The organism is Desulfobacca acetoxidans DSM 11109 (assembly GCF_000195295.1).
GTDB lineage: Bacteria > Desulfobacterota > Desulfobaccia > Desulfobaccales > Desulfobaccaceae > Desulfobacca > Desulfobacca acetoxidans.
The window spans coordinates 657,194-678,428 of sequence record NC_015388.1 but is presented as its reverse complement, the minus strand read 5'-3'; the positions used below and the strand labels follow the sequence as shown (position 1 = coordinate 678,428).

The window sequence follows — 21,235 nt, the reverse complement described above, 5'->3', positions numbered from 1 at the left end:
CCTCTCTCACAGAGCAGAGGGCCTTTGTTTTATGGCAGATGCTACCCCCCCACACCCCTAACAGGCGGGTAGTCAAAGCAGGACAGTTGCTTTCTTCCCGTGATACTCAGAAAGCATACCAGATTCTGACCCAGTTGCGGACGCCTTCGGGACGGTTGAGGGCCGCCATCTCGAATTGATTAATGACGCAGAAACTGAAACGGCCATAGTCATATTTGATGGCCGGCCCGATAGCAAACTCACGGCCATGAAAGCCGATTTTCACCCCATCGGCGGTGTCCCCGGTGGTTTGGGTGTAGTAATAGCCGGCCGCCCCCAGGCGGAGGTTGGGAAGGACGGCGTAGTCAACGCAGTAGTCAAAGTGGAAGGCCTGCCCGGAATGATAATGATCCCGAGCGCCGGTGATGGTCAGAGGCTCATTATTGCGGGTCGGGAAGTCATACATCATTTTGACGTTTATCCCCAATCCCCACTTGGGCATCCAGGCAAAGGCGAGAATTGGTTCAAAGGTGAAATAATTGCGTGACGGGCTGGCCGGATTATTGCGATTGTAGGATCCGGGAAATTGAATTTCGAGGGCCGAGGTCACATGAAACTCCTCGAAATGCCAGGCCAGGATGATGGGATCAAAGGCGGTGTTGGCGAATCCGAAGCGGCGGTCATCGGCGATAATGAAACCCGGGACCTCCGAGTTTAGGTCGGTATAGACCAGAGGCACCACCAGATGGGTTCCCCAATTGGCGCCCAGGATTTTAATCTTGCTGGAGTAGATAAACCGCAAAACCTCAGCGAAGATAAAGGCCTTGGGATTCGGCGGCCCCCCGCGGAATTGATCGGCCTTATAGAACAGCAAGTAATTCTGGTAATAAAACCCTGGCGGCGGAAAAGCCCCGGCAAAAAAGTTCTCTATACCGTCCGGATAAGAGGTCAGACCCAATTCCGTGCCTGCCGCCGGCGCCGGCAACATCAAAGCGGCGATCAGCAACCCTAAAATAATTCTCTTTCTCATCTGCGCATCCCCCCTTAAGATTAGAAACACCTGATTATTATCGTAGAGTTTCGCGTTGCAAGATTATTTCGAGAAAAAGCATCGTGTTGTCCAATGGATACGGATATCACATCCCTTCTCAAAACTCGAAACTCGAACCCCTACCCTCCAGCAGCATCAGTACTTCAAAAAATTAAGCGACTCGAACGCCCCTGCGGCACTCCGAGAATGGGTTGATTGGCCAAATGAAACATCCCAATTTTTGTTCCTGGACTCCCCAGTCCAGAACCAGCGGCAGAGGCGATCTCTCCCCAACTTTTCATGCCTGCCGAATTCACTGTCGATCAGTCCCTGATTGACCGGAAATACAAAAAATCCGCAAGATCCAGTGTATAGTTTATAACTTATTAATATATTTACCTATAACATCATAGCTCCGGTTCGGCTGAGATTTTTTCCGTTATTTTAAACAAAATTTAAATGAATGCAAAAATAATTATCCTTAAAAATAAGAACCCTCAAACCAATGTCTCGGGTACGGCCGATAATGCCTAAGCCGGACCTGGAGATGATGCGCTGTCGATAAATATTCAAGATACAGCGTGGTTTGGTCTACAATTCTTTTGGACCGCGAATCTGTTTCGCTTTATGGAATTCAAATACTGGGGTAGTTTTTTAGAGCTAGACCTCACTTAGGGGTCTTGATTTATGCGAGTTTATAGGCTAATATCCAGGTTATGGACAAGTCTTACCACTATCAGGCGAGCAAACTACTCCCATACAAATGGTTGGATAAAAAATATCTGACCAAGAAAATTGAACCGCCCTGTTTGATTGCCTATGCATGGAAATCAGCATCCGAATCTCACCAGTCCAATGAGGAAGAGGTCCAACATGAAAGAAGACATGCTGCGCACCGTGATACTGAGGAGCCAGACCTTAAAGGAGATCATGGAGAGGGACATCCAGGCCCTGATCAACTTGAAGCCGACAAACCTGATCGGGGAGAAAGAGATGACCTCGCTGATTCAGATGGCAAAAGAAGAAAAAGCCGGAGTCGAAGTAAGGACGATAAACGAGAAATGGAAGGTCTGGGCTGACACATACTCCCGAGTTCTCAACAAGTTCTCTATGCTCCAGGAAAAATATGGAGAACAAGAAATTCAGGAACTTTTTGACTCGGCGGAGGGTGAGTTAGTAAAAAGGGACTGATCAGAAAAGACCGGTCCGGCCTCAGGGAGCACCTGGCGGCCACCCGATATCTTTTGGGTTTGGAACCTCTCAAAGAAATCCATATCTTTATGGATGCTGCGGCAAAGCGATACACCGGCCCCGGTCATCGTCTCTTTCACCACACCTTGGAGACCGCAGTGATGTTTGAAAATTACTATAAAAAATTTGACGTGGGGTTATCCCATCAAGCCCGCCTGGAAGTCGCCCTGCACATCGCCTTTGATAAAGGCATTATCAATGGCCTTGACCTTGCCCTGATGCGGGAGCTTACCAAGGCTTGGTCACCGAAAAAAAAAGGCAGCCGGATTTTTTGATTTTTGGTGTAGTATCGATAGGTACTGAAAACCGTATGTTTAGTGCGTACGGTTTTTCTTTTTGATGCACGATCAACATGGAGCCTTGATGAGACGGAGTCTGCTATGGGGTTGCCCAACCACAAGACCAAGATTGTAGCCACTATCGGCCCGGCTTCGGAATCCTTGGAAGGAATTCAACTGTTGCTTAAAGCGGGAATGAATGTGGCCCGGATCAATTTTTCCCATGGTGATTTCAACTATCATAGACGGTTAATCCATAATGCTCGCCGGGCGGCTCACCTCACGAATAGCCGTCTGGCCATCATGGCGGACCTGCCCGGACCCAAAATCCGTCTGGGACAGATCGACCCGGAGCCGGTAGAGTTGAAATCAGGGGAAACATATTTCCTGACCACCGAAGATATCGTGGGGGACCGGTTTGGCGCCTCGGTAAGTTTTGCCGGTCTGCCCCAAGCAGTGAAGCCGGGGAATATCATATTTTTAAACGATGGCCTGATCCAGCTTGCCGTGGAGCAGGTAATAAATAATGTAGTGCACTGCCGGGTAGAGGTGGGGGGCGAGTTGCGCTCCCGCAAGGGACTGAATCTCCCCGGCATTCATCTCGGAATCAGCGCCTTTACGGAATATGACCGGCAGTGCCTGGAATTCGCCCTGGAGCATGGAGTAGACGCCGTGAGCCAGTCTTTTGTAGAGTCTGCCCAGGACATCACGGCAGTACGGGAGGCGGCCCAGGACATCGGTTGGCAGCCTTTTATTATCGCCAAGATCGAACGCCGCAACGCCCTCGACCACCTGGACGGGATCATCAAAGCGGCGGACGGGATTATGATTGCCCGTGGCGATTTGGGGGTAGAAATTCCCATTGAGCAGATTGCCGGAACCCAGAAGCGAATCATGCGCAAGGCCAACCTGGCCGGTAAACCGGTGATCACCGCCACCCAAATGCTGGAGTCGATGGTATCCAACCGGCGGCCGACCCGGGCCGAAGCCACTGATGTGGCCAATGCTATTCTGGACGGCGCCGATGCCGTCATGCTTTCGGAAGAGTCGGCCATGGGACAATACCCGGTAGAGGCCGTGGCCATGCTGGCCAAGATCGCCGCAGCTATCGAACCCCATCGGCCAGGGTCCCATATTAGAGGCATCCTGAAGGAAATATCCACTCAAAAACACCTTAATCTCTCGGAACTCATCGCTCTGAGTGTAGAGGCAACCCTGGAGCGGATCACCCCGGCGGCGGTATTTGTTCCTACCCGCAGCGGCGCCACGGCCCGCAGTATCTCCCGATTCCGGCCGTCGGTGTGGATCATGGCCCTAAGCTCTCTGGAGACCACCTGCCAGCGATTGATGTTCACCTATGGAGTCTGGCCGATTCACGAACCGGATCACCCGGAAGACTGGAAAGATTATATCCGTGGCTACCTACAGCGGTTTGAGCTGCCAGGCGATATCGTGTTGCTGACCGAAGGCCCGTCTTCCAAACACCCGCAGGTTAACAACCGCATGGAGTTATTTGATCTGTCAAAAAGATAGGGACAGACATTCTTTCCGATAAAAAGATCTATCTGTCCCTTTACATACATGAGGAGGGCGGCTAATTTCTCTTGATATTGGCCTTAATGAAATTAATAATCTCGCTCGTGGTGGCGCCGGGGGTGAAGATATCGGCGATACCCGCCGCTTTCAAAGAAGGAACGTCTTCTTCCGGGATAATACCCCCGCCCAGAACCAGGATATCTTCAACGTTTTTCTCTTTCAAAAGTTCAGTGACTCGAGGGAAGAGGTAGTCATGGGCGCCGGAGAGGCAACTCATCGCGATGACGTCCACGTCTTCCTGGATGGCGGCGCTGACGATCTGTTCCGGGGTCTGACGCAACCCGGTGTAGATAACTTCCATGCCCGCGTCTCTGAGGGCGGCGCAGATGACCTTGATACCCCGGTCGTGGCCATCGAGACCGGGTTTGGCGGCCAACACGCGAATTTTTCTTTCAGGCATATATATTCTCCTTCCGCAAGGCGTTAGGGTGATAAACGGGCGATCTTATACAAACGGCGCGGCCTCATACTCTCCAAAGACCCCTCGCAGGGTGTCGCAGATTTCCCCGAGGGTGGCCAGAGAGCGCACCGCCTCCAAAATCGGCGGCATCAGATTGGCGCCGGTCCGGGCCGCATCTTTGACTTTGGCAAGGGTTTCCTGCACCTGCTGTTGATTGCGCTGGCCTTTGAGTTTTTGCAGGCGTTCAACCTGTTGATCTCGCACGCTGGGATCAACCTTCAGGAGCTCTTTGGGTTTTTCTTCCTGGACCTGAAATTTGTTCAGGCCGACAATAATACGGTCGTTGGCTTCGATCTCTTTCTGATAGCGATAGGCGCTCTCCTGAATTTCCTTCTGAATATAGCCTTTCTCAACCGCAGCGACGGGCCCGCCCATCTTTTCGATGGTGTCGATATATGCCTGGGCTCGGGCTTCAATCTCGTCGGTAAGCTTTTCGATATAATAAGAACCGGCCAGGGGGTCTACGGTATCGGCGACGCCGGTCTCATAGGCAATGACCTGCTGGGTGCGCAGGGCCACCTGCACCGCCTGCTCAGAGGGCAGGGCCAAGGCCTCATCCATGGAGTTGGTATGTAGGGATTGAGTCCCGCCCAGGACGGCGCTCATGGCCTGGAAGGCCACCCGGACGATATTGTTCATGGGTTGAACCGCGGTGAGGGTACAGCCGGCAGTCTGGGTATGGAACCGCAGCATCAAAGTGCGGGGGTCTTTGGCACCGAAGCGCTCTTTCATCGTCTTGGCCCAGAGGCGGCGGGCCGCCCGGAATTTGGCCACCTCCTCCAGGAAGTCAAGGTGAGAATTGAAGAAGAAAGACAGACGGGGTCCGAAGACATCTACTTCCAGGCCGGCTTTGACGGCGGCCTCAACATAGGCAAACCCGTTGGCCAGGGTAAAGGCAACCTCCTGCACTGCGGTGGCTCCGGCTTCCCGGATGTGATAGCCGCTGATGCTGATGGTGTTCCACTGCGGCACTTCTTTGGAACAGTAGGCAAAGATATCGGTAATGATTTTCATCGATGGCCGGGGCGGGAAGATATAGGTTCCCCGCGAAGAATATTCTTTCAAAATATCGTTCTGGATGGTACCCCGCAGTTTATCAAAGCCGATGTTCTGCTGTTCAGCCAACACCAGATACATGGCCATAAGAATGGCGGCAGGTGAGTTGATGGTCATAGAAGTGCTGACTTTATCTAAGGGGATTCCCTTGAACAGGTTTTCCATATCCCACAGAGAGTCGATGGCTACACCCACCTTACCTACTTCACCCCGAGCCAATTCGTGGTCGGAGTCGAAGCCGATCTGAGTGGGCAGGTCAAAGGCCACGGACAGCCCGGTCTGGCCGGCATTTAAGAGATAATGGTAGCGCTGGTTAGTCTCCTCAGCGGAACCGAAGCCGGCATACTGCCGCATGGTCCAGTAGCGGCCGCGATAAGCAGTGGGTTGCACGGCTCTCGTATAGGGAAATTGACCCGGCATTCCCAATTTTTCCAGATAGTCGAAATCCTCCAGGTCTAACGGGGTGTACACCCGCTCCACCGGAATGCCCGAAGTATTGACAAACTGGTCCTTGCGTTCGGACATTTTCTGCAAGGTCTTGGCGACTTTCTCCTCGTATTTGGCTTTCGCCGTTTTAATGCGTTCCAAGGCTGACATCTACATCCTCCCTCTCCCGGATGAGCGGCGCATACTCATCCTCAAGGTTTTTGGCAATGATCCCGACATCCCTTCCCGGAAACCGGGAATGGCCGGCGGGTGGCGGCAATCTCAGTTAAATCGGCGCAGTGGCTGAGACTACCCAGATACCAATATAGCTAAAGTTGGAAGGCGAGAAAACAAGAAAGTTTGGAGGAGTAAAGAAATTCTTGATTAGTAATAGCTGTACGGCCGGTTCCACAGGGGAAAAAACGCAAAATTTATCGTTGCGGAGATGGATTGAAGAAAAGCTTGGCTGCTAATGCAATGCACATTTTCGGACGCGGGGTCAGGTCCCGGTTTACTTTTAGCCTGACCTGACCCCGGATATTCTAATCTTAATTACTTGGTTTCAGCCGGCTTGGTCTCCGCCGGTTTGGTTTCAGCCGGTTTTGGCGCTTCCGTTGCTTCTTTCTGGACCGGCGCCGGCTGAGCCGGGGCTACCTTCTGTTCTGCTGCCGGTTTCGGAGCCTTGGCAGGTTCTTCGGCCTTGCCACAGGCCAGCGCTAACGTTGCCATGAGAAAGACCATACCCAGGAGCAACACCAATCGTTTCATATGCAATACCTCCTTTTGGAATAATGGGGAATACCGTTGAAACATTTCAACCATTAGAAATGACTACGGATTCCGGATGTTTATGAATGAAAAACCCATCTTCGCTAGTAAAATATTTTCCATTCATAACCTGTCTATTCAAGGTAATAATATTAACTTACGAATCCGGGAAAGAAACCGACAGGCGGTTTCAGCCATCTTGAATATCAAATGATTATTTCAATCTAGGAAGAAGATATTCGGGGTCGTCAAATTGAGTGCAATATCTATGCTGAAAACCTAAATCGTTCAACTATGATATCTTATAAAAGTTTCCCTTGCTATGTCAACCCCAAGAGCTTTAAAAAAGGCTGTTTAGAGCTTGATAGTGTTGGCAGGGAACCTTGAACCTGTCGATCAGATTGAAAGGTTTAGGGTTTTCTGCTAACGTAATCCGTATACGCAAGGGCATTTTTGGGTTATTTTCCAAGTTTACCCGAGCCCGTGCAACCCGATAACCTTATGCGCACCCTGAGACAGGCGTGAAGGCAACAGATACCAGGGGATTAGGAAATAATAATGCAACTTAATAAGAGCTGGCCGCCGGTTTTTTTTCTGATACTACGGTGCCTCTGGGGTTTGGGAGGCTTGATCTGGCTCAGCGGCGACTGCTGGGCCAAGGATGCCGTCGTTGCCATCGATATCGGGCATACTCCTGAACGTCCCGGCGCTATCAGCGCCAGAGGACGTGCGGAATACCTCTTCAATAAGACCATCGCCGCCCTGGTGTATACGATGCTCCGAGGTGACCAGCGTTTTGAAAAGTCATTTATCATCAACGAAACCGGGTCTGACATCTCCCTGGCCGGCAGAGCTGCCCTCGCAAACAGCCGGGCGGCCAATCTGCTTGTCTCTATTCATCACGATTCCGTGGAACCCAAAGATCTATCCCTCTGGTGTTTCCAGGGGGAAATCATGCCCTATTGCGACAAATTTACCGGACACTCCATCTTTTATTCTGAAAAGAACGTCTGTCCGAACGATAGCCTGACCTTTGCCATTATCCTGGGTACGGAGATGTTAAACGCCGGCTTCTGCCCCACTCTACATCACGCCGAGAAATTTACCGGCGGCGACAAGGACCTGATCGACCGCTCCCGTGGCATTTATAAATACAACAACCTCATCGTGCTTAAAAAAGCAGCCATGCCCGCCGTATTATTTGAATGCGGCATCATCAAGAACAGAGAGGCGGAAGTGCAATTAAGAAATCCAGCTTATCAGAAGAAAATAGCCGCTGCCCTCTTTCGAGCGGTAAGGAAATATTTCCAGCTGGACAATCCCTAGCACTGTAGTGTGATTTTGCGGCATTCCAGACCTAAGAGCCGCTAACTAATTCTTATTCTATCAAAAAGCATTTGCGCCTTATAAAAATGTTTTGTTGCTAGCAGAGGCTTGTTATATTGTCCCGAAGTTTTTTCCATGTAGCTCATTCCTCATCGCATGACGCAGACCTGGAGTTCTGCGCTACCGATCTTTTGGTACCGCAGCCGCCGTTTGGTAAAGCGATATGATTTCCTGGCCTAGGCGAAACTTGCTTTCTTTGTAACAAAGGATTTGCCATGATTTTTCCTGTCAGCGGCGTTGAAACCAATCCTGCCGTGCCTTTTCTGGTCGCCCTGGTTGTCTCTTTCTTCACCTCTATGGGCGGTGTTTCCGGAGCTTTTTTGCTCCTGCCATTTCAGGTAAGTGTTCTAGGTTTTACCAGCCCGGCGGTCAGCCCCACCAACCTGGTCTTCAATGTTGTCGCCATCCCGAGCGGCGTCTATCGCTATATCCGAGAAGGCCGGATGGCCTGGCCTTTAACCTGGGTAGTAATCGCGGCGACGCTGCCGGGAGTATTTATCGGGGCCTTTCTCCGCATCCAGTACCTGCCGGACCCAAAAGCCTTTAAGCTGTTTGCCGGATGTGTCCTGCTCTATATCGGTCTTCGCCTCATGAACGACCTTTGGCGCCCCCGTCCCAGCATGAAGGCCCTGGAGGCAAAATTTAGCGAACGGGTTGCTGCCATGAAACAGGCTTCCCGAAGCCGGGTCGCCGCCGGATTGCCTCCCGAAGCAGTAGTATGCACCAAGAAGTTTACTGCGACTCGCATTGCTTATGAATTCTACGGAGAATGTTTTGAGTTTTCCACGTGGGGGATTTTTGCCTTGAGTTTTATCGTGGGGATTGTGGGGGGGACATACGGCATCGGCGGCGGGGCCATCATTGCCCCCTTTTTTGTGGCCGTTTTCGGACTGCCGGTTTATACCGTGGCTGGCGCTGCCCTGATGGGAACCTTCATCACCTCGATAGCGGGGGTAGGCTTTTATATGTTCATCGCTCCCTGGTATCCACAACAGGCCGTTTCTCCTGACTGGCTATTGGGTATCCTTTTCGGGTTGGGAGGAATAGCTGGTATGTATTTAGGAGCCCGCACCCAGAAGTTTGTCCCGGCAAAATTGATTAAGCTACTATTGGCGGCTATTCTGCTTTATCTGGCTCTCAATTATATCATTGGCTACTTCAGATAGCCCCGGGGCATCCGATCATCTGCCCGGTACACAAAGAGGGCGCCCCTCCCGGAGCGCCCAATCGTGCACCAAATACTTAACTTACTGTTCCCTAAATCTCCCCATCTCTTTCCATCTTGGCCAGGTCTTTAAAACGGATATCCAGACCCAGGACGCCCTGCATTTCATCTTCTTCATTGCGGATAGGAACGCTGACAGTAATGCAAAGCGCTCCGGTAAAGCGCGAGGTGTAAAAATCGGAGACAAATACCTTGCCGCTTTTCAAGGGATTGATAAACCAATCGCGGTTGGACAGATCTTCGTCCATATGAGCTGTCTCATATTTGGCCCGATCAGTTATGTGAGTAATGTTGCGCGTTGTCTTCTGTCCGTCCAGGTTGGTGATATACATAAACTGGATGAAGGGATTGGCATCAAGGGTGGCCTGCATGACCGGTTCCTGGCGTATCGGATCCATGGAACGAATTGCTTCATGCTCGGCCAGTTCTTCGGCCAGGGCGGCGGCCAGGTGTTCGGCTTTGGCCTTTAAGAGATCGAATTCGGAGACAAAGTATTCCGGCAGATACTTGCGGGCTAAGCTCTCCATCTCCTCATTGGAAATGGAGGTAATACGGCCAGCTTCATACATATCATTAATTTTATTATTGATCTTGACAACGGCGGGATGGCGTTTGTCAACTCTGGCTTCGCCGGCCAGATTCAAGCGGGAATTGAGCCAATGGACCACCCCGGCCCGGCCGGTTTTGTCGGTGATGGTGATCGTCAGGGGACGTTTCAAAATCTTTTCGGTATCGAAGATATTATAAATTTCCGGATTTTTCAGGACGCCGTCGGCGTGGATGCCAGCGCTGGTAGCGTTGAAGTCCTTGCCTACAAAAGGATAGTTATGCGGTATCTGATAGTTTAATTCCTTTTCAAAATACCGGCCGATGTCGGTGATGACCGTCGTATCGATGCCATCATTCTGCCCCCGGAAGGCGATATATTCAATAATCAAGGCCTCGATCGGGGTGTTGCCGGTTCTTTCTCCAAAGCCCAAAAGGGCGCCGTTGACTGCGCCGCAGCCATAGAGCCAGGCAGTAGTGCCATTAATGAAGACCTTGTGAAAATCATTGTGGCCATGCCACTCCAGGAGATGGCCGGGAACACCGGCGTCTTCAATGAAGGCCCGAATCAGGCGGGGGACGCTCCGGGGCAGGGCGGCCCCGGCATAGGGGACGCCGTAGCCCAGGGTGTCGCAGAGGCGGATCTTAACGTCAATGCCGTATTCCTGACGCAATTTCATCAGTTCCAAAGCAAAAGGGATACAAAACCCATAAGTATCAGCCCTGGTAACGTCTTCGAAGTGGCACCGGGGAATGACCCCCAAATCCAGGGCGGCTTTGACAATACCTAAATATTGGTCCATGATCTTCTGTCGGTTGCCGCCCATTTTGAAGAAGATATGGTAATCGGAGACCGAGGTAAGGATACCGGTTTCCTTGAGGCCCAGGTCCTTCACCAGGGGCAGGTCTTCGGCTTTAGCCCGAATCCAGCCGGTAATTTCGGGATACATATAACCCCGCTCCATACAGCTTTGGACCGCTTCCTTGTCCTTATTGCTGTAAAGAAAGAATTCACTCTGCCGGATAATCCCCCTGGGGCCAGAAAGTTTATTCAACATATCAAAGATTTCGACAATCTGTCGTACGGAATACGGGGGGCGGGCCTGTTGGCCATCCCGAAATGTAGTATCGGTAATGAGCATCTGTTTAGGGGGACTGGGCACGACGAATTTATGATCGAAATCGATGCGGGCAATCTCTTCGTAGGGAAAAATCTCCCGCATGAGATTGGGCTGATCCACATCTATGAGGCGATGTTGCCAGATAGTAGTGTGTTCATGATCCAGGAGTCGACGCTCCTTGTTCCAGCGAGCCATGTTTTTACTCCAGCTTGAAATAGTATTATAGTTTCGAGTTCCGAGAGGAAATAATAATATCCGTATCTATGGGATAAGTCTATAGTATATTTCCTTTTCTTTTAATATCAAAACTGGAAACTCCAAACTATAGGTGTTATTGACAATATAGAGTGTTTTACGGGAAAAGCAATGTCAGAGACCGCGTTGCCCCCCCCTTCGCCGTCCGAATGTGCTTAGCGATCCAGGCGGATGCCCAACTCCAGCAGTTGTGCTACATCTACCTCCGAGGGGGCCTGGGTCAATAAACAGGTGGCCTTCTGCGTTTTGGGAAAGGCGATAACCTCTCGGATAGACTTGGCCCCTGCCAGAATCATAACCAGGCGGTCAAATCCAAAGGCCACGCCGCCATGAGGAGGAGCGCCGTATTCCAGGGCCTCTAACAGGAAGCCGAACTTCTGTTGGGCCTCTTCCGGAGATATCTTTAAGGTGTCGAAGACCTTCTCCTGGACCTGGCGTTGGTGAATGCGGATGCTACCCCCTCCGACTTCGTTGCCGTTGAGAACCAGGTCATAGGCGCGGGCCCGCACTGCACCAGGATCGGTCTGCAGCAGTGGGAGGTCCTGCTCCAAAGGAGAGGTGAAAGGATGGTGCATGGCGACATAGCGTTTTTCCTCGGCATCGTATTCCAGCAGCGGAAAGTGGGTTACCCAGCAGAAGTCATAGGTCTCGGGCAGGATTAGATGTTCTTTCTTCCCCAGGTGAAGACGGAGTTGGCCCAAGGCGGTATGGACGATCTGGGGAATATCGGCAACAAACATCAAGAGGTCTCCCTGTCGGGCTTGGAGGCGGTCGTTTATGGCAGCCTGCTGCTCAGGGGTGAAAAATTTGGTCAGAGGGGACTGCCATCCCGTGGGAGTCAACTTGATCCAGGCTAATCCTTTCGCCCCGTAGATGCCTACAAAGCCGGTCAGTTCGTCCAGCTCCTTGCGGGGCAGGCGGGCCAGGCCTTTGCCGTTAATGGCCTTCACTACGCCTCCGCGGGCGGCGACATCCGCAAACGTGCGAAAATCGGACCCGGCCACCAGGTCGGTGACCTCCACCAGCTCCAGGCCGAAACGCCGGTCGGGTCGATCCACGCCAAAGCGCGAGATACATTCGGCATACGTGAGTCGAGGGAAGGGAAGAGTAACTTCCCGGCCTAAAATCTCTTTAAAGAGGATGGCCATCATCCCTTCAACCACATCATAAATATCCTCTTCGGAAATGAAGGACATTTCCATATCAATCTGGGTGAATTCCGGCTGCCGGTCGGCACGCAGGTCTTCATCCCGGAAACAACGGCAGAGCTGATAGTAACGCTCCAGGCCGGCCATCATCAAAAGCTGCTTGAAGAGCTGGGGGGACTGAGGCAGAGCGAAAAACCGACCGGGGTTGGTGCGGCTCGGTACCAGGTAGTCTCGCGCTCCCTCCGGGGTGCTGCGGGTTAATACCGGCGTCTCAACTTCGATGAAACCCTGCTGGTTCAGATAGTTGCGCACCACCTGGGCGGCTCGGTGGCGCAGCCTGAGATTGCGCATCAGGCCGGGTCGCCTCAGATCCAGATAACGGTAGCGCAAGCGAATGGCCTCGGAGGTATCGAGTTTAAAGTCTTCCAGCTCATAGGGCGGCGTCAGAGAAGTGTTCAGCAGGCGCAGTTCCGACGCCGCTACCTCTATCTCACCGGTTGGCAGACTGGGGTTAGCCATGCCCTCGGGTCGGGCGATAACCACGCCCCGGATAGCAATGACAAATTCGCTCCGCAGAATATCGGCTTTGGCATGGGCCAGATCGTTGACTTCAGGGTTGAAGACCACCTGGGTAAGGCCTTCCCGGTCGCGCAAGTCCACGAAAATCAGGCCGCCGTGATCCCGGCGGCGCTGCACCCAGCCCATGAGAATCACTTCTTTATTTAAATCATCGAGGCGCAGCCCGCCGCATGAATGCGTGCGCTGCATGCCGTCCAGTGAATCCAACACATTAGACTCCTTTTAGCTCCGGCTGCAGGTCGGCCAGGATTTGAGGCAGAGTATCCAGCGAGACCAGATGCTGTTCGCCGCGGCGCATGTCTTTCAACGGCGCCCGGCCGTCGGCAAGTTCCTGATCCCCCAGGATTAACACCCAGGCGGCGCCCCGTCGATTGGCCATAGTCATTTGAGCCTTGAGAGAGCGGTTGGTGAAGTCCAGGTCTGCGACGTAGCCCTGATGCCTGAGAGCCTGGACCAATTCGAAGGCCCGATCCCGAGCCGCCTCACCCAGAACGGCCACGAAGAGAAGCGGTTGCTGCAACAAGTCGGCGTCTTGCTGACTTAAGAGAGTAGCCAACCGTTCCTGACCGATGGCGAAACCGATAGCGGGAAGGTCGGGGCCGCCCAGATCTTTGATCAGACCATTATACCTGCCGCCGCCGGCCACCGCGTCCTGCGCCCCCAATTGCGTCGTGACTACCTCAAAGGCGGTGCGGGTGTAATAATCCAAACCGCGTACCAACCGGGGATTGCGCCGATAGGGAACCTGAAAGCGGTCTAAAAGTTCCAGGACGCGAGCCTCATGGCGCTGGCAATTGTCACAGAGTTTATCGGAGATAGTTGGCACCTGAGCCAAAAGTTCCTGGCACGTCTTGGACTTGCAATCGAAAACCCGGAGAGGGTTGGCGGCGCTCCGGCGTTGGCAGTCCGGACAGAGGTCGCGCAGACCCCGGGCAAACAACGCAGTGAGCTCCATAAGATAGGCCGGACGACATTGAGGACAGCCCAAGGAATTCACCACCAGTTCGAGACCGGTTACCTTAAGACGGCGAAAGATTTCCATAAGCAAAAGAATCAGTTCAGCGTCCAGCTCCGGCGCCTCTCCTCCGATGGCCTCGCAGTTGATCTGGTGAAACTGACGATAGCGACCTTTTTGAGGCCGCTCATAACGAAACATCGGGCCCATGGTGAAATACTTCTTCACCTCGGCACCCTGGTCAAGCCGGTTCTCAATAAAGGCCCTCACTACCGAAGCGGTAGCCTCCGGCCGCAAGGTCATAGACTCGCCCCGCCGGTCAAGGAAGGTATACATTTCCTTTTCCACGATATCGGTGCTGGCACCGATAGAACGGCTGAAGAGCTCGGTGCGCTCCAACAAAGGCAGGCGAATCTCCTGAAACCCATACGAGACAAAGACGGCGCGGGCCACGGTTTCAAGGTAATGCCAGCGGGCTGTTTCCGGGGGCAGCAGGTCTTTCATACCCCGAACCGCTTTGATCATAGGTTCACTCCCGATAAAATCATAAAAAATTAATATTTTAACACTTATTCTATGAGATGCAAGAATTATATGCCGGACGAGCAATATCAGGTTGAGTTCCTGCAGATGCCCAAATAGTGTAGGGTGGGCACCGCCCACCATCCCTTTTATCCTGCAGGGGTGGTAAGGTAGCCGCTAATGAGGATATCTTCGCCGATCCGACGTATGGAAAGATCGTGGGCTAGCTGGGCTTCGGCCAGGCGGGAGGCACCCAGGCCGCCCAGAATACCAGGGGCCTGGCGGCCACCGATAAATTTCGGGGCCAGGAAGAGGTGGAATTTATCCACCAGGCCGGCGTCAAAGAAGGCGCCCTGAACCTCGGCGCCGCCTTCCACTAAAAGGCTCTGAATGCGGCGCTCCCCTAAAATTTTCAGCAAGGTTCGAAGCTCGACCCGGTTCTCGATGGCGGGAGTGATTATAACCTCCGCCCCCAGTTCCTGGATAGCGGTGATTTTTTCTGAAGGCGCCGAGGGGGTGCAAACCATCCAGGTAGGGGCAGCAGAGATTTGCGTCAGCACCTTGGCGTTAAGTGGCAGGCGTAGACGGCTGTCAAGCACGAGTCGGATGGGGTCTTTGCCCTGTCCTCTAGGCAGCCGGGTGGTGAGCTGAGGATCGTCGGCCATAACAGTTCCCACCCCGACAAGGATAGCATCCACCTGGTGGCGCAGGCGGTGTACCCAGGTTCGGGCCGGAGCTCCGGTAATCCATTGCGAGTCGTTCGTCCGGGTGGCGATCTTGCCGTCCAGAGAGGCGGCCGCCTTTGCAATGACGAAAGGCTGGCCGATGGTCATGGCCTTAAAAAAAGCTTCGTTAAGTCGACTTCCGGCTTTCGCCAGGAGACCGCTTTGGACGAGCAGGCCTTTGGATTGCAGGTAGGCGGCGCCGCCTCCGGCAACATGGGGATTTGGGTCGGAATTGGCGATAACCACCCGACGGATACCGGCGGCCAGGATAGCTTCGGTGCAGGGCGGGGTCTGGCCGTAGTGGTTACAGGGCTCCAGGGTGACATACAGGGTAGCCCCGTCAGCCTGAGAACCCGCCTGGCGCAAGGCCTCCACTTCGGCATGGGGGCCGCCGTAGCGGCGGTGATACCCCCGGCCAACGATGTACCCGTCTCTGACTACCACCGCCCCCACCATAGGATTGGGAGAGGTGCAACCGACCCCCCGGGCGGCAAGCTTCAGGGCCAATGCCATATATCGTTGGTCTTCAGTATTTAGGATCGTAACAGACATTACTATTGCATTTTCCTATGAAGGCATAACCACTCCATTTGAGTCTCTCTCTGGCCAAAACAACATAATTTTCATTAATTTCGATACCGATAAACTTCCGGCCAAGCTTCAGGCATACTTCCCCAACTGTACCGGAACCAAAGCAGGGATCTAATACCGTATCCCCGAACTCAGAACCGGCAAGCAGACACAGTGCCACTAACTTGGAGGGAAAGGTGGCAAAATGAGCCCCCTTGAAAGCTCCGGTATTGATAGACCAAACTGTTCGCCTATTGCGTTTGCCGTGAGAGTTTGAGGTTTCTAAGATTGCCTCATAGTTATAATAATATTTTTCAGTCTTGGAGAAGAGAAAGATATACTCATGAGAGCGGGTAGGCCGGTCCTTCACGGATTCCGGCTGACAATTGGGTTTAAACCAGATGATATCACTGCGGAGATACCAACCTTGTTCTTGCAGGGCAATGGCAACCCTCCATGGTGTTCCAATAAGATCCTTGGGCTTAAGACCTTTTGGGGTGGGTGGGCGGTACCGCATATAACGGGCGGGATTTTTTTTATCGATGTCTCGCCAGGTGCGGTTGCCACTAGTATAAGAGTCTCCGAGATTTAGCCATAGTGTTCCATCGGGAGTTAATACCCGGTGTATCTCAGTGAAAATCTCTACCAGATTTTTTATGTAGTCTACAAGATGAGTCTCCGCCCCTATCTGATGGTCGGTGGGAACACCGTAATCTCTTAATCCCCAATAAGGCGGAGAGGTAATGCAGCAGCGACAGATGCCAGATTCAAGGTTGCGGAGTACGCTCAGGGCATCCCCACAGATGACCTCACCCGCTTTAGCTTCCTTGAAAAGAATTGCAGTCTGCACCATGCATACATTTTCCCATGGGTGAGGGGCGATTGTCAATATTGTAGCTTCACCCTAACCATACATTTCAAGGAACCGGAGGAGAAATACCATGACTCGGTCGTATGGTTGACAGATCAACTCATTTCGAGGTATTATCCTGATTAAATAAGCCAAGGTGATTGTTTGAGATATGGACCCCATCCTGGGACGCTTTCAAAAAATGCTTCAAACTGCCAGTGTCTGGGGCCAAATCCGGGAGATGTATTTATTCGGCTCCCGCTCGCGGGACGATTGGCGGCCGGATTCCGATTATGATCTGTTAATCGTCCTGGATCGGAAAGAACGGGAGATTATCAGTATTTTCTATGATGCAGTGATAGATATCCTGTTGGACACCGGCAGGTTGATCTCCTTAAAAATTTTCACCGTCCAGGAATTTAACCGGCTCAGGGCGATTCCCACCCCCTTTATGCAAAGGGTGACGACTGAAGGAATTAAACTTGCAGGCAGTGCGCGAACTGATTCAGGCATATCTTGAGAAGGCCCGGAAAAAATTAGAGGTGGCCAAAAAATTACTGGATCTCGGCGAGTTTGAAGATTCAGTGTCACGAGCCTATTATGCCGTTTTTCATGCCGCCCAGGCTCTGCTCCTTTCCGAAGGGCAGAAAGCAGAATCACATAAAGGTGTCATTACTCTGTTTAGCCTGTTATTTGTCAAAACCGGAAAAATGGACAAAAAGTTCGGAAAATATTTGACCGACTTGAAGGATAACCGGGAAACCTGCGATTACGAGTTATTTGCCTACGCCGAAGCGGAATCAAGCCAACGAGCCCTTCAAGAGGCCGAGGCCTTCGTGACGGAGACCGAGATCTATTTGACTGACGTGTTGGAAGGCGGCGTGGGGGTGGAAGGGACAAAAACTCAGGAATGATTGCCTTCTTTGGTGTTCTTGGAGGCCGCCAGCTTCTTGATTTCTTCCATAAAGGCGGTGATGTCGCTGAAATGGCGGTATACCGAGGCAAAGCGGACATAGGCGACGTCATCCCACTGCCGGAGCTGGGCCATGACTTTTTCGCCGATGAGCGTGGACGGAACTTCTTTCTGGCCTGATTCCTGGAGCTCCCGCTCCAGGCCGTCGAGGAACTGCTCAATGTCATCGATGCTGATGGGACGTTTCTCGCAGGCCTTTTTTATGCCCTCGTAAATCTTGCTCCGGTTGAAGGCCTCCCGCCGCCCGTCTTTCTTGATGACCAGAGGGGTAATATCTTCCACCTTTTCGTAGGTGGTGAAGCGTCGTTTGCAATCCAGACATTCCCGGCGCCGGCGGATGGCATTGGCCTCTTTGGTGAGCCGGGAATTGGCGACGCGGGTCCTGAGGCTATGGCAATAAGGGCAACGCACGTGGTCAGACGGTCTTCCCTTTAATTTTCCCTCGCCCCTTGAGAGAAGCGGGTCAGGGTGAGGGGTAAAATGCTATATCCCGTCGCAGTCCTCGGATCACTGCACCTCACAATACCATTCCGGTGAGAAAAGGGGATAGGTGCGGCAGAAGTCTTTTACCTCTTTCTGCAGATGTTCCAGGCTGCTGACATCGGTGGGTGCCGAGAGGGCCCGATGAATAAAATCAACGACCTGGCGCATTTCCGGCGCTTTCATCCCCCGGGTGGTGAGGGCTGGGGTGCCGATACGGATGCCGCTGGTGACTTTGGCCGGCCTCGGGTCAAAGGGGATGCGATTCTTGTTCACCGTAATACCGGCCTGATCCAGCGCTATTTCGGCCTGTTGTCCGGTGAGGCCGGTCTTGCTCAGATCGATGAGGAGCAGGTGATTGTCGGTGCCGCCGGTTACCAGCTTATAGCCCCGCTGGAGAAATTCTTCAGCCATGGTGCGGGCGTTGAGCAGAATCTGCTGCTGATACCGTTTAAAGGCGGGACGCAGGGCTTCTTGAAAGGCCACCGCCTTAGCGGCGATGGTATGCATTAAAGGACCGCCCTGAATACCGGGGAAGAGGTAGAAATCCAATCTCTGGGCATAAAACTCTTGTTTTCCCTGAAGCTCGATCTCCCGATTTTGGGCCAAAATCAGCCCCCCCCGGGGGCCGCGCAAGGTTTTATGAGTGGTAGAGGTAATGAAATCGGCCGACGGTGTCGGCGAGGGATGCAGTCCGGCTGCTACCAGACCGGCAATGTGGGCGATGTCCACCATGAGAAGGGCGCCATAGTGCCTGGCCAGTTGTGCGAAGCGTTCAAAGTCCAGGGTCCGGGGGTAAGCGCTGGCACCGGCTACCAGCATTCTGGGCCGGTGTTTTTTTAAACAGGCCTCGATGCCCTCAAAATCAATCTCCCCTGAATCTTTCTTTACGCCATAGGATAATGATCTATAGAGCTGACCGGAAAAGTTGACTGCGGCACCGTGGGAGAGATGCCCGCCGTGGGCCAGATCCATCCCCAAAATAGCGTCTCCGGGCTTTAAAAAGGCAAAATAGATAGCCATGTTGGCCTGGGTGCCGGAGTGGGGCTGGACGTTGACATATTCGACCCCGAACAGTTGTTTGGCCCGGTTGATCGCCAGGGTTTCGGCCGTGTCCACATGCTCACAGCCGCCGTAATAACGGCGTCCGGGATAGCCTTCAGCGTACTTATGGGTCAGGATAGAACCTTGGGCCTCCAGTACCGCCGGGCTGACAAAATTCTCTGAAGCAATAAGCTCTAATTTGGTAAGCTGGCGCTGTTCTTCTTGTTGAATGGCAGCATAGATCTCGGGGTCGATCTGAGCCAAGGAACTCATGTATATTCACCTTACAAATGATCTTTGGGATCGGGGTGCCAGGAATCGATGATATTGAGACGCTCCTGATGGCGTCCTCCCTCGAAAGGAGTGCTGAGCCAGACGCGTACGATCTCGCGTCCTAAACCGCTGCCGACGATGCGCCCCCCCATCACGAGAATATTGGCGTCGTTATGGAGACGGCTCATCTTGGCAGTATAGAGCTCTTGGCAGAGGGCGGCGCGAATGCCGGGGAAACGATTTGCAGCAACAGACATGCCCAACCCGGTGCCGCAGATGAGAATGCCGCGATTCTCCGGATTCGCCAAAACCGCCTCAACCACTTTTCTGGCATAGAGGGGATAGTCAACCGAAATGGTTTCGCTATCGCAACCCATATCCAGGACGAACAGGGACATATTCTGCAAAAGATCGATGATCTCTTTTTTTAACCCGAAGCCGGCGTGATCCGAGCCTAAAAAGATGTTTGCCATAACCGCTATCCGTTAAATTGTCTAAATATTAGCACGGCATTGGCACCGCCGAAGCCGAAGGAATTGGACATAATCACCCGCATGGGTAAGGAGCGGGCCCGATTGGGAACGTAGTCAAGATCACAGTCTGGATCAGGGGTTTCATAGTTAATGGTGGGCGGCGCGATACCATGCAACAGGCTCAGAACCGAGATAACCGCCTCTATGGCCCCGGCTCCCCCCAGGAGATGGCCGGTCATGGATTTAGTGGCACTGATGGGAATATTGTAGGCGCGTTTCCCAAAGACCCTTTTAATAGCCATAGTCTCGGAAGCGTCGTTCAACCCCGTGGAGGTGCCATGGGCGTTGATATGATCTACGTCTTCCGGGGTGAGGCCGGCATCGGTTAGGGCATGTTGGATACTCAAAATAGCACCGGCGCCATCGGGAGAGGGAGCGGTCATGTGATAGGCATCACCGGACAGCCCGTAACCGACAATCTCCGCATAGATTCTAGCACCGCGGGCGCGAGCAAACTCCAATTCTTCCAGGATCAGGATACCACCGCCTTCGGCCATGACAAAGCCGTCCCGATCCCGATCAAAGGGACGGGAAGCCCGTTCAGGCTCGTGGTTGCGAGTGGAGAGGGCTTTGAGGGCGTTAAATCCCCCTACCGCCAGGGGGGTGATGACCGATTCAACGCCGCCGGCAATCATGGCCTGGGCCGCGCCCCGCTGGATGGTCTTAAAGGCATCGCCAATAGCGTGGGCTCCCGAAGCACAGGCGGTTACCGTGGAGGTGTTCGGCCCCTGGGCCCCAAAGTGCATGGCCACCATACCCGGTGCCATATTGGCGATGAGCATCGGAATGAAGAAGGGGCTGATCTTTTTAGGGCCTTTTTCCAGTAAAACGGAATGATATTTCTCAATGGTGGCCAATCCCCCCAGACCAACGCCCACGATAACGCCGATCAGGGGCTGCAAAGCCGGGGTAATCTCCAAACCGGCATCCGTCATCGCTTGTACTGCGGACGCTACCGCTAATTGCGTAAAGCGGTCCATCCGCTTAATCAATTTTGTTGAGATAAACTCCTCGGGGCGGAAGTCTTTGACTTCCCCGGCAATGGTAGTGTCAAAGCCGGTGGCGTCGAAACTAGTGATCGGTCCAATGCCGGATTTGCCGGCGATTAAACCGCTCCAGGTCGGCTTAACCCCGATTCCCAATGGCGTTATCATTCCCAGGCCGGTGACCACGACCCGTGCGCGCGCTGCCAAATCCTCTCCTTAT

Annotated in this window: 20 protein-coding genes; 7 read left to right on the top strand and 13 right to left on the bottom strand. The window is 53.0% G+C overall.

Annotated elements, in window-relative coordinates:
- Positions 1-106: 106 nt before the first annotated feature.
- On the bottom strand, positions 107-1,009 hold the full coding sequence (locus DESAC_RS02835; RefSeq protein ID WP_013705572.1) for a SphA family protein: 903 nt from the start codon (positions 1,007-1,009) through the stop codon (positions 107-109).
- Positions 1,010-1,882: 873 nt separating this feature from the next.
- Between DESAC_RS02835 and DESAC_RS02830 the strand changes: the two genes are divergently transcribed.
- From DESAC_RS02830 to pyk, 3 genes are all read left to right on the top strand, one after another.
- Entirely contained in the window at positions 1,883-2,200 is a 318-nt protein-coding gene (locus DESAC_RS02830) for a hypothetical protein (RefSeq protein ID WP_013705571.1), read from the top strand.
- A gap of 53 nt (positions 2,201-2,253) precedes the next feature.
- Positions 2,254-2,535, top strand: coding sequence for a hypothetical protein (locus tag DESAC_RS02825; RefSeq protein ID WP_041283761.1), 282 nt, complete (start codon positions 2,254-2,256; stop codon positions 2,533-2,535).
- A gap of 105 nt (positions 2,536-2,640) precedes the next feature.
- Entirely contained in the window at positions 2,641-4,071 is a 1,431-nt protein-coding gene (gene pyk, locus DESAC_RS02820; RefSeq protein ID WP_013705569.1) for a pyruvate kinase, read from the top strand.
- A gap of 61 nt (positions 4,072-4,132) precedes the next feature.
- Here the strand turns inward: pyk and DESAC_RS02815 are convergent, their stop codons facing one another.
- From DESAC_RS02815 to DESAC_RS02805, 3 genes are all read right to left on the bottom strand, one after another.
- Positions 4,133-4,534, bottom strand: a complete 402-nt coding sequence (locus DESAC_RS02815) for a cobalamin B12-binding domain-containing protein (protein WP_013705568.1) — start codon at positions 4,532-4,534, stop codon at positions 4,133-4,135.
- A gap of 45 nt (positions 4,535-4,579) precedes the next feature.
- Positions 4,580-6,247: an acyl-CoA mutase large subunit family protein gene (locus tag DESAC_RS02810; RefSeq protein WP_013705567.1), complete on the bottom strand. Its 1,668-nt coding sequence runs from the start codon at positions 6,245-6,247 to the stop codon at positions 4,580-4,582.
- A gap of 381 nt (positions 6,248-6,628) precedes the next feature.
- Complete coding sequence (locus DESAC_RS02805; protein WP_013705566.1) at positions 6,629-6,844, bottom strand: hypothetical protein; 216 nt, start codon at positions 6,842-6,844, stop codon at positions 6,629-6,631.
- Positions 6,845-7,402: 558 nt separating this feature from the next.
- On the opposite strand from DESAC_RS02805, the gene DESAC_RS02800 reads away from it, so the two are divergent.
- Complete coding sequence (locus DESAC_RS02800) at positions 7,403-8,170, top strand: N-acetylmuramoyl-L-alanine amidase family protein (protein WP_013705564.1); 768 nt, start codon at positions 7,403-7,405, stop codon at positions 8,168-8,170.
- A 275-nt stretch (positions 8,171-8,445) separates the two neighbouring features.
- Complete coding sequence (locus tag DESAC_RS02795) at positions 8,446-9,396, top strand: sulfite exporter TauE/SafE family protein (RefSeq protein WP_013705563.1); 951 nt, start codon at positions 8,446-8,448, stop codon at positions 9,394-9,396.
- Between the two features lie 91 nt (positions 9,397-9,487).
- On the opposite strand, the gene DESAC_RS02790 is transcribed toward DESAC_RS02795, so the two are convergent.
- The 5 genes from DESAC_RS02790 to DESAC_RS02770 form a co-directional block, all read right to left on the bottom strand.
- Positions 9,488-11,317 (bottom strand): triose-phosphate isomerase, encoded by a 1,830-nt coding sequence (locus tag DESAC_RS02790; RefSeq protein WP_013705562.1) that lies wholly within the window; start codon positions 11,315-11,317, stop codon positions 9,488-9,490.
- 215 nt (positions 11,318-11,532) lie between these two features.
- Positions 11,533-13,314 (bottom strand): aspartate--tRNA ligase, encoded by a 1,782-nt coding sequence (gene aspS / locus DESAC_RS02785; protein WP_013705561.1) that lies wholly within the window; start codon positions 13,312-13,314, stop codon positions 11,533-11,535.
- A gap of 1 nt (position 13,315) precedes the next feature.
- On the bottom strand, positions 13,316-14,584 hold the full coding sequence (gene hisS / locus DESAC_RS02780; RefSeq protein WP_013705560.1) for a histidine--tRNA ligase: 1,269 nt from the start codon (positions 14,582-14,584) through the stop codon (positions 13,316-13,318).
- Between the two features lie 146 nt (positions 14,585-14,730).
- Entirely contained in the window at positions 14,731-15,858 is a 1,128-nt protein-coding gene (gene ribD / locus DESAC_RS02775; protein ID WP_041283760.1) for a bifunctional diaminohydroxyphosphoribosylaminopyrimidine deaminase/5-amino-6-(5-phosphoribosylamino)uracil reductase RibD, read from the bottom strand.
- Complete coding sequence (locus DESAC_RS02770) at positions 15,833-16,729, bottom strand: DNA-methyltransferase (protein WP_013705558.1); 897 nt, start codon at positions 16,727-16,729, stop codon at positions 15,833-15,835. Before DESAC_RS02770 ends, ribD begins: the two co-directional genes overlap by 26 nt.
- A gap of 169 nt (positions 16,730-16,898) precedes the next feature.
- Here DESAC_RS02770 and DESAC_RS14965 point away from each other — a divergent pair, with 169 nt between their 5' ends.
- The gene (locus DESAC_RS14965; protein ID WP_013705557.1) at positions 16,899-17,246 is read left to right on the top strand and encodes a nucleotidyltransferase domain-containing protein; all 348 of its coding nucleotides are present in this window, start codon (positions 16,899-16,901) and stop codon (positions 17,244-17,246) included.
- Entirely contained in the window at positions 17,218-17,640 is a 423-nt protein-coding gene (locus DESAC_RS14960; RefSeq protein ID WP_237671381.1) for a HEPN domain-containing protein, read from the top strand. Before DESAC_RS14965 ends, DESAC_RS14960 begins: the two co-directional genes overlap by 29 nt.
- Here DESAC_RS14960 and nrdR read toward each other — a convergent pair.
- From nrdR to fabF, 4 genes are all read right to left on the bottom strand, one after another.
- Positions 17,631-18,110, bottom strand: a complete 480-nt coding sequence (gene nrdR / locus DESAC_RS02755) for a transcriptional regulator NrdR (protein ID WP_013705555.1) — start codon at positions 18,108-18,110, stop codon at positions 17,631-17,633. The genes DESAC_RS14960 and nrdR overlap by 10 nt on opposite strands.
- Before the next feature lie 96 nt (positions 18,111-18,206).
- Positions 18,207-19,496: a serine hydroxymethyltransferase gene (gene glyA / locus DESAC_RS02750; protein ID WP_013705554.1), complete on the bottom strand. Its 1,290-nt coding sequence runs from the start codon at positions 19,494-19,496 to the stop codon at positions 18,207-18,209.
- Positions 19,497-19,507: 11 nt separating this feature from the next.
- Complete coding sequence (gene rpiB / locus DESAC_RS02745; RefSeq protein ID WP_013705553.1) at positions 19,508-19,969, bottom strand: ribose 5-phosphate isomerase B; 462 nt, start codon at positions 19,967-19,969, stop codon at positions 19,508-19,510.
- A gap of 5 nt (positions 19,970-19,974) precedes the next feature.
- Positions 19,975-21,222, bottom strand: coding sequence for a beta-ketoacyl-ACP synthase II (gene fabF / locus DESAC_RS02740; protein WP_013705552.1), 1,248 nt, complete (start codon positions 21,220-21,222; stop codon positions 19,975-19,977).
- Between the last annotated feature and the right edge of the window lie 13 nt (positions 21,223-21,235).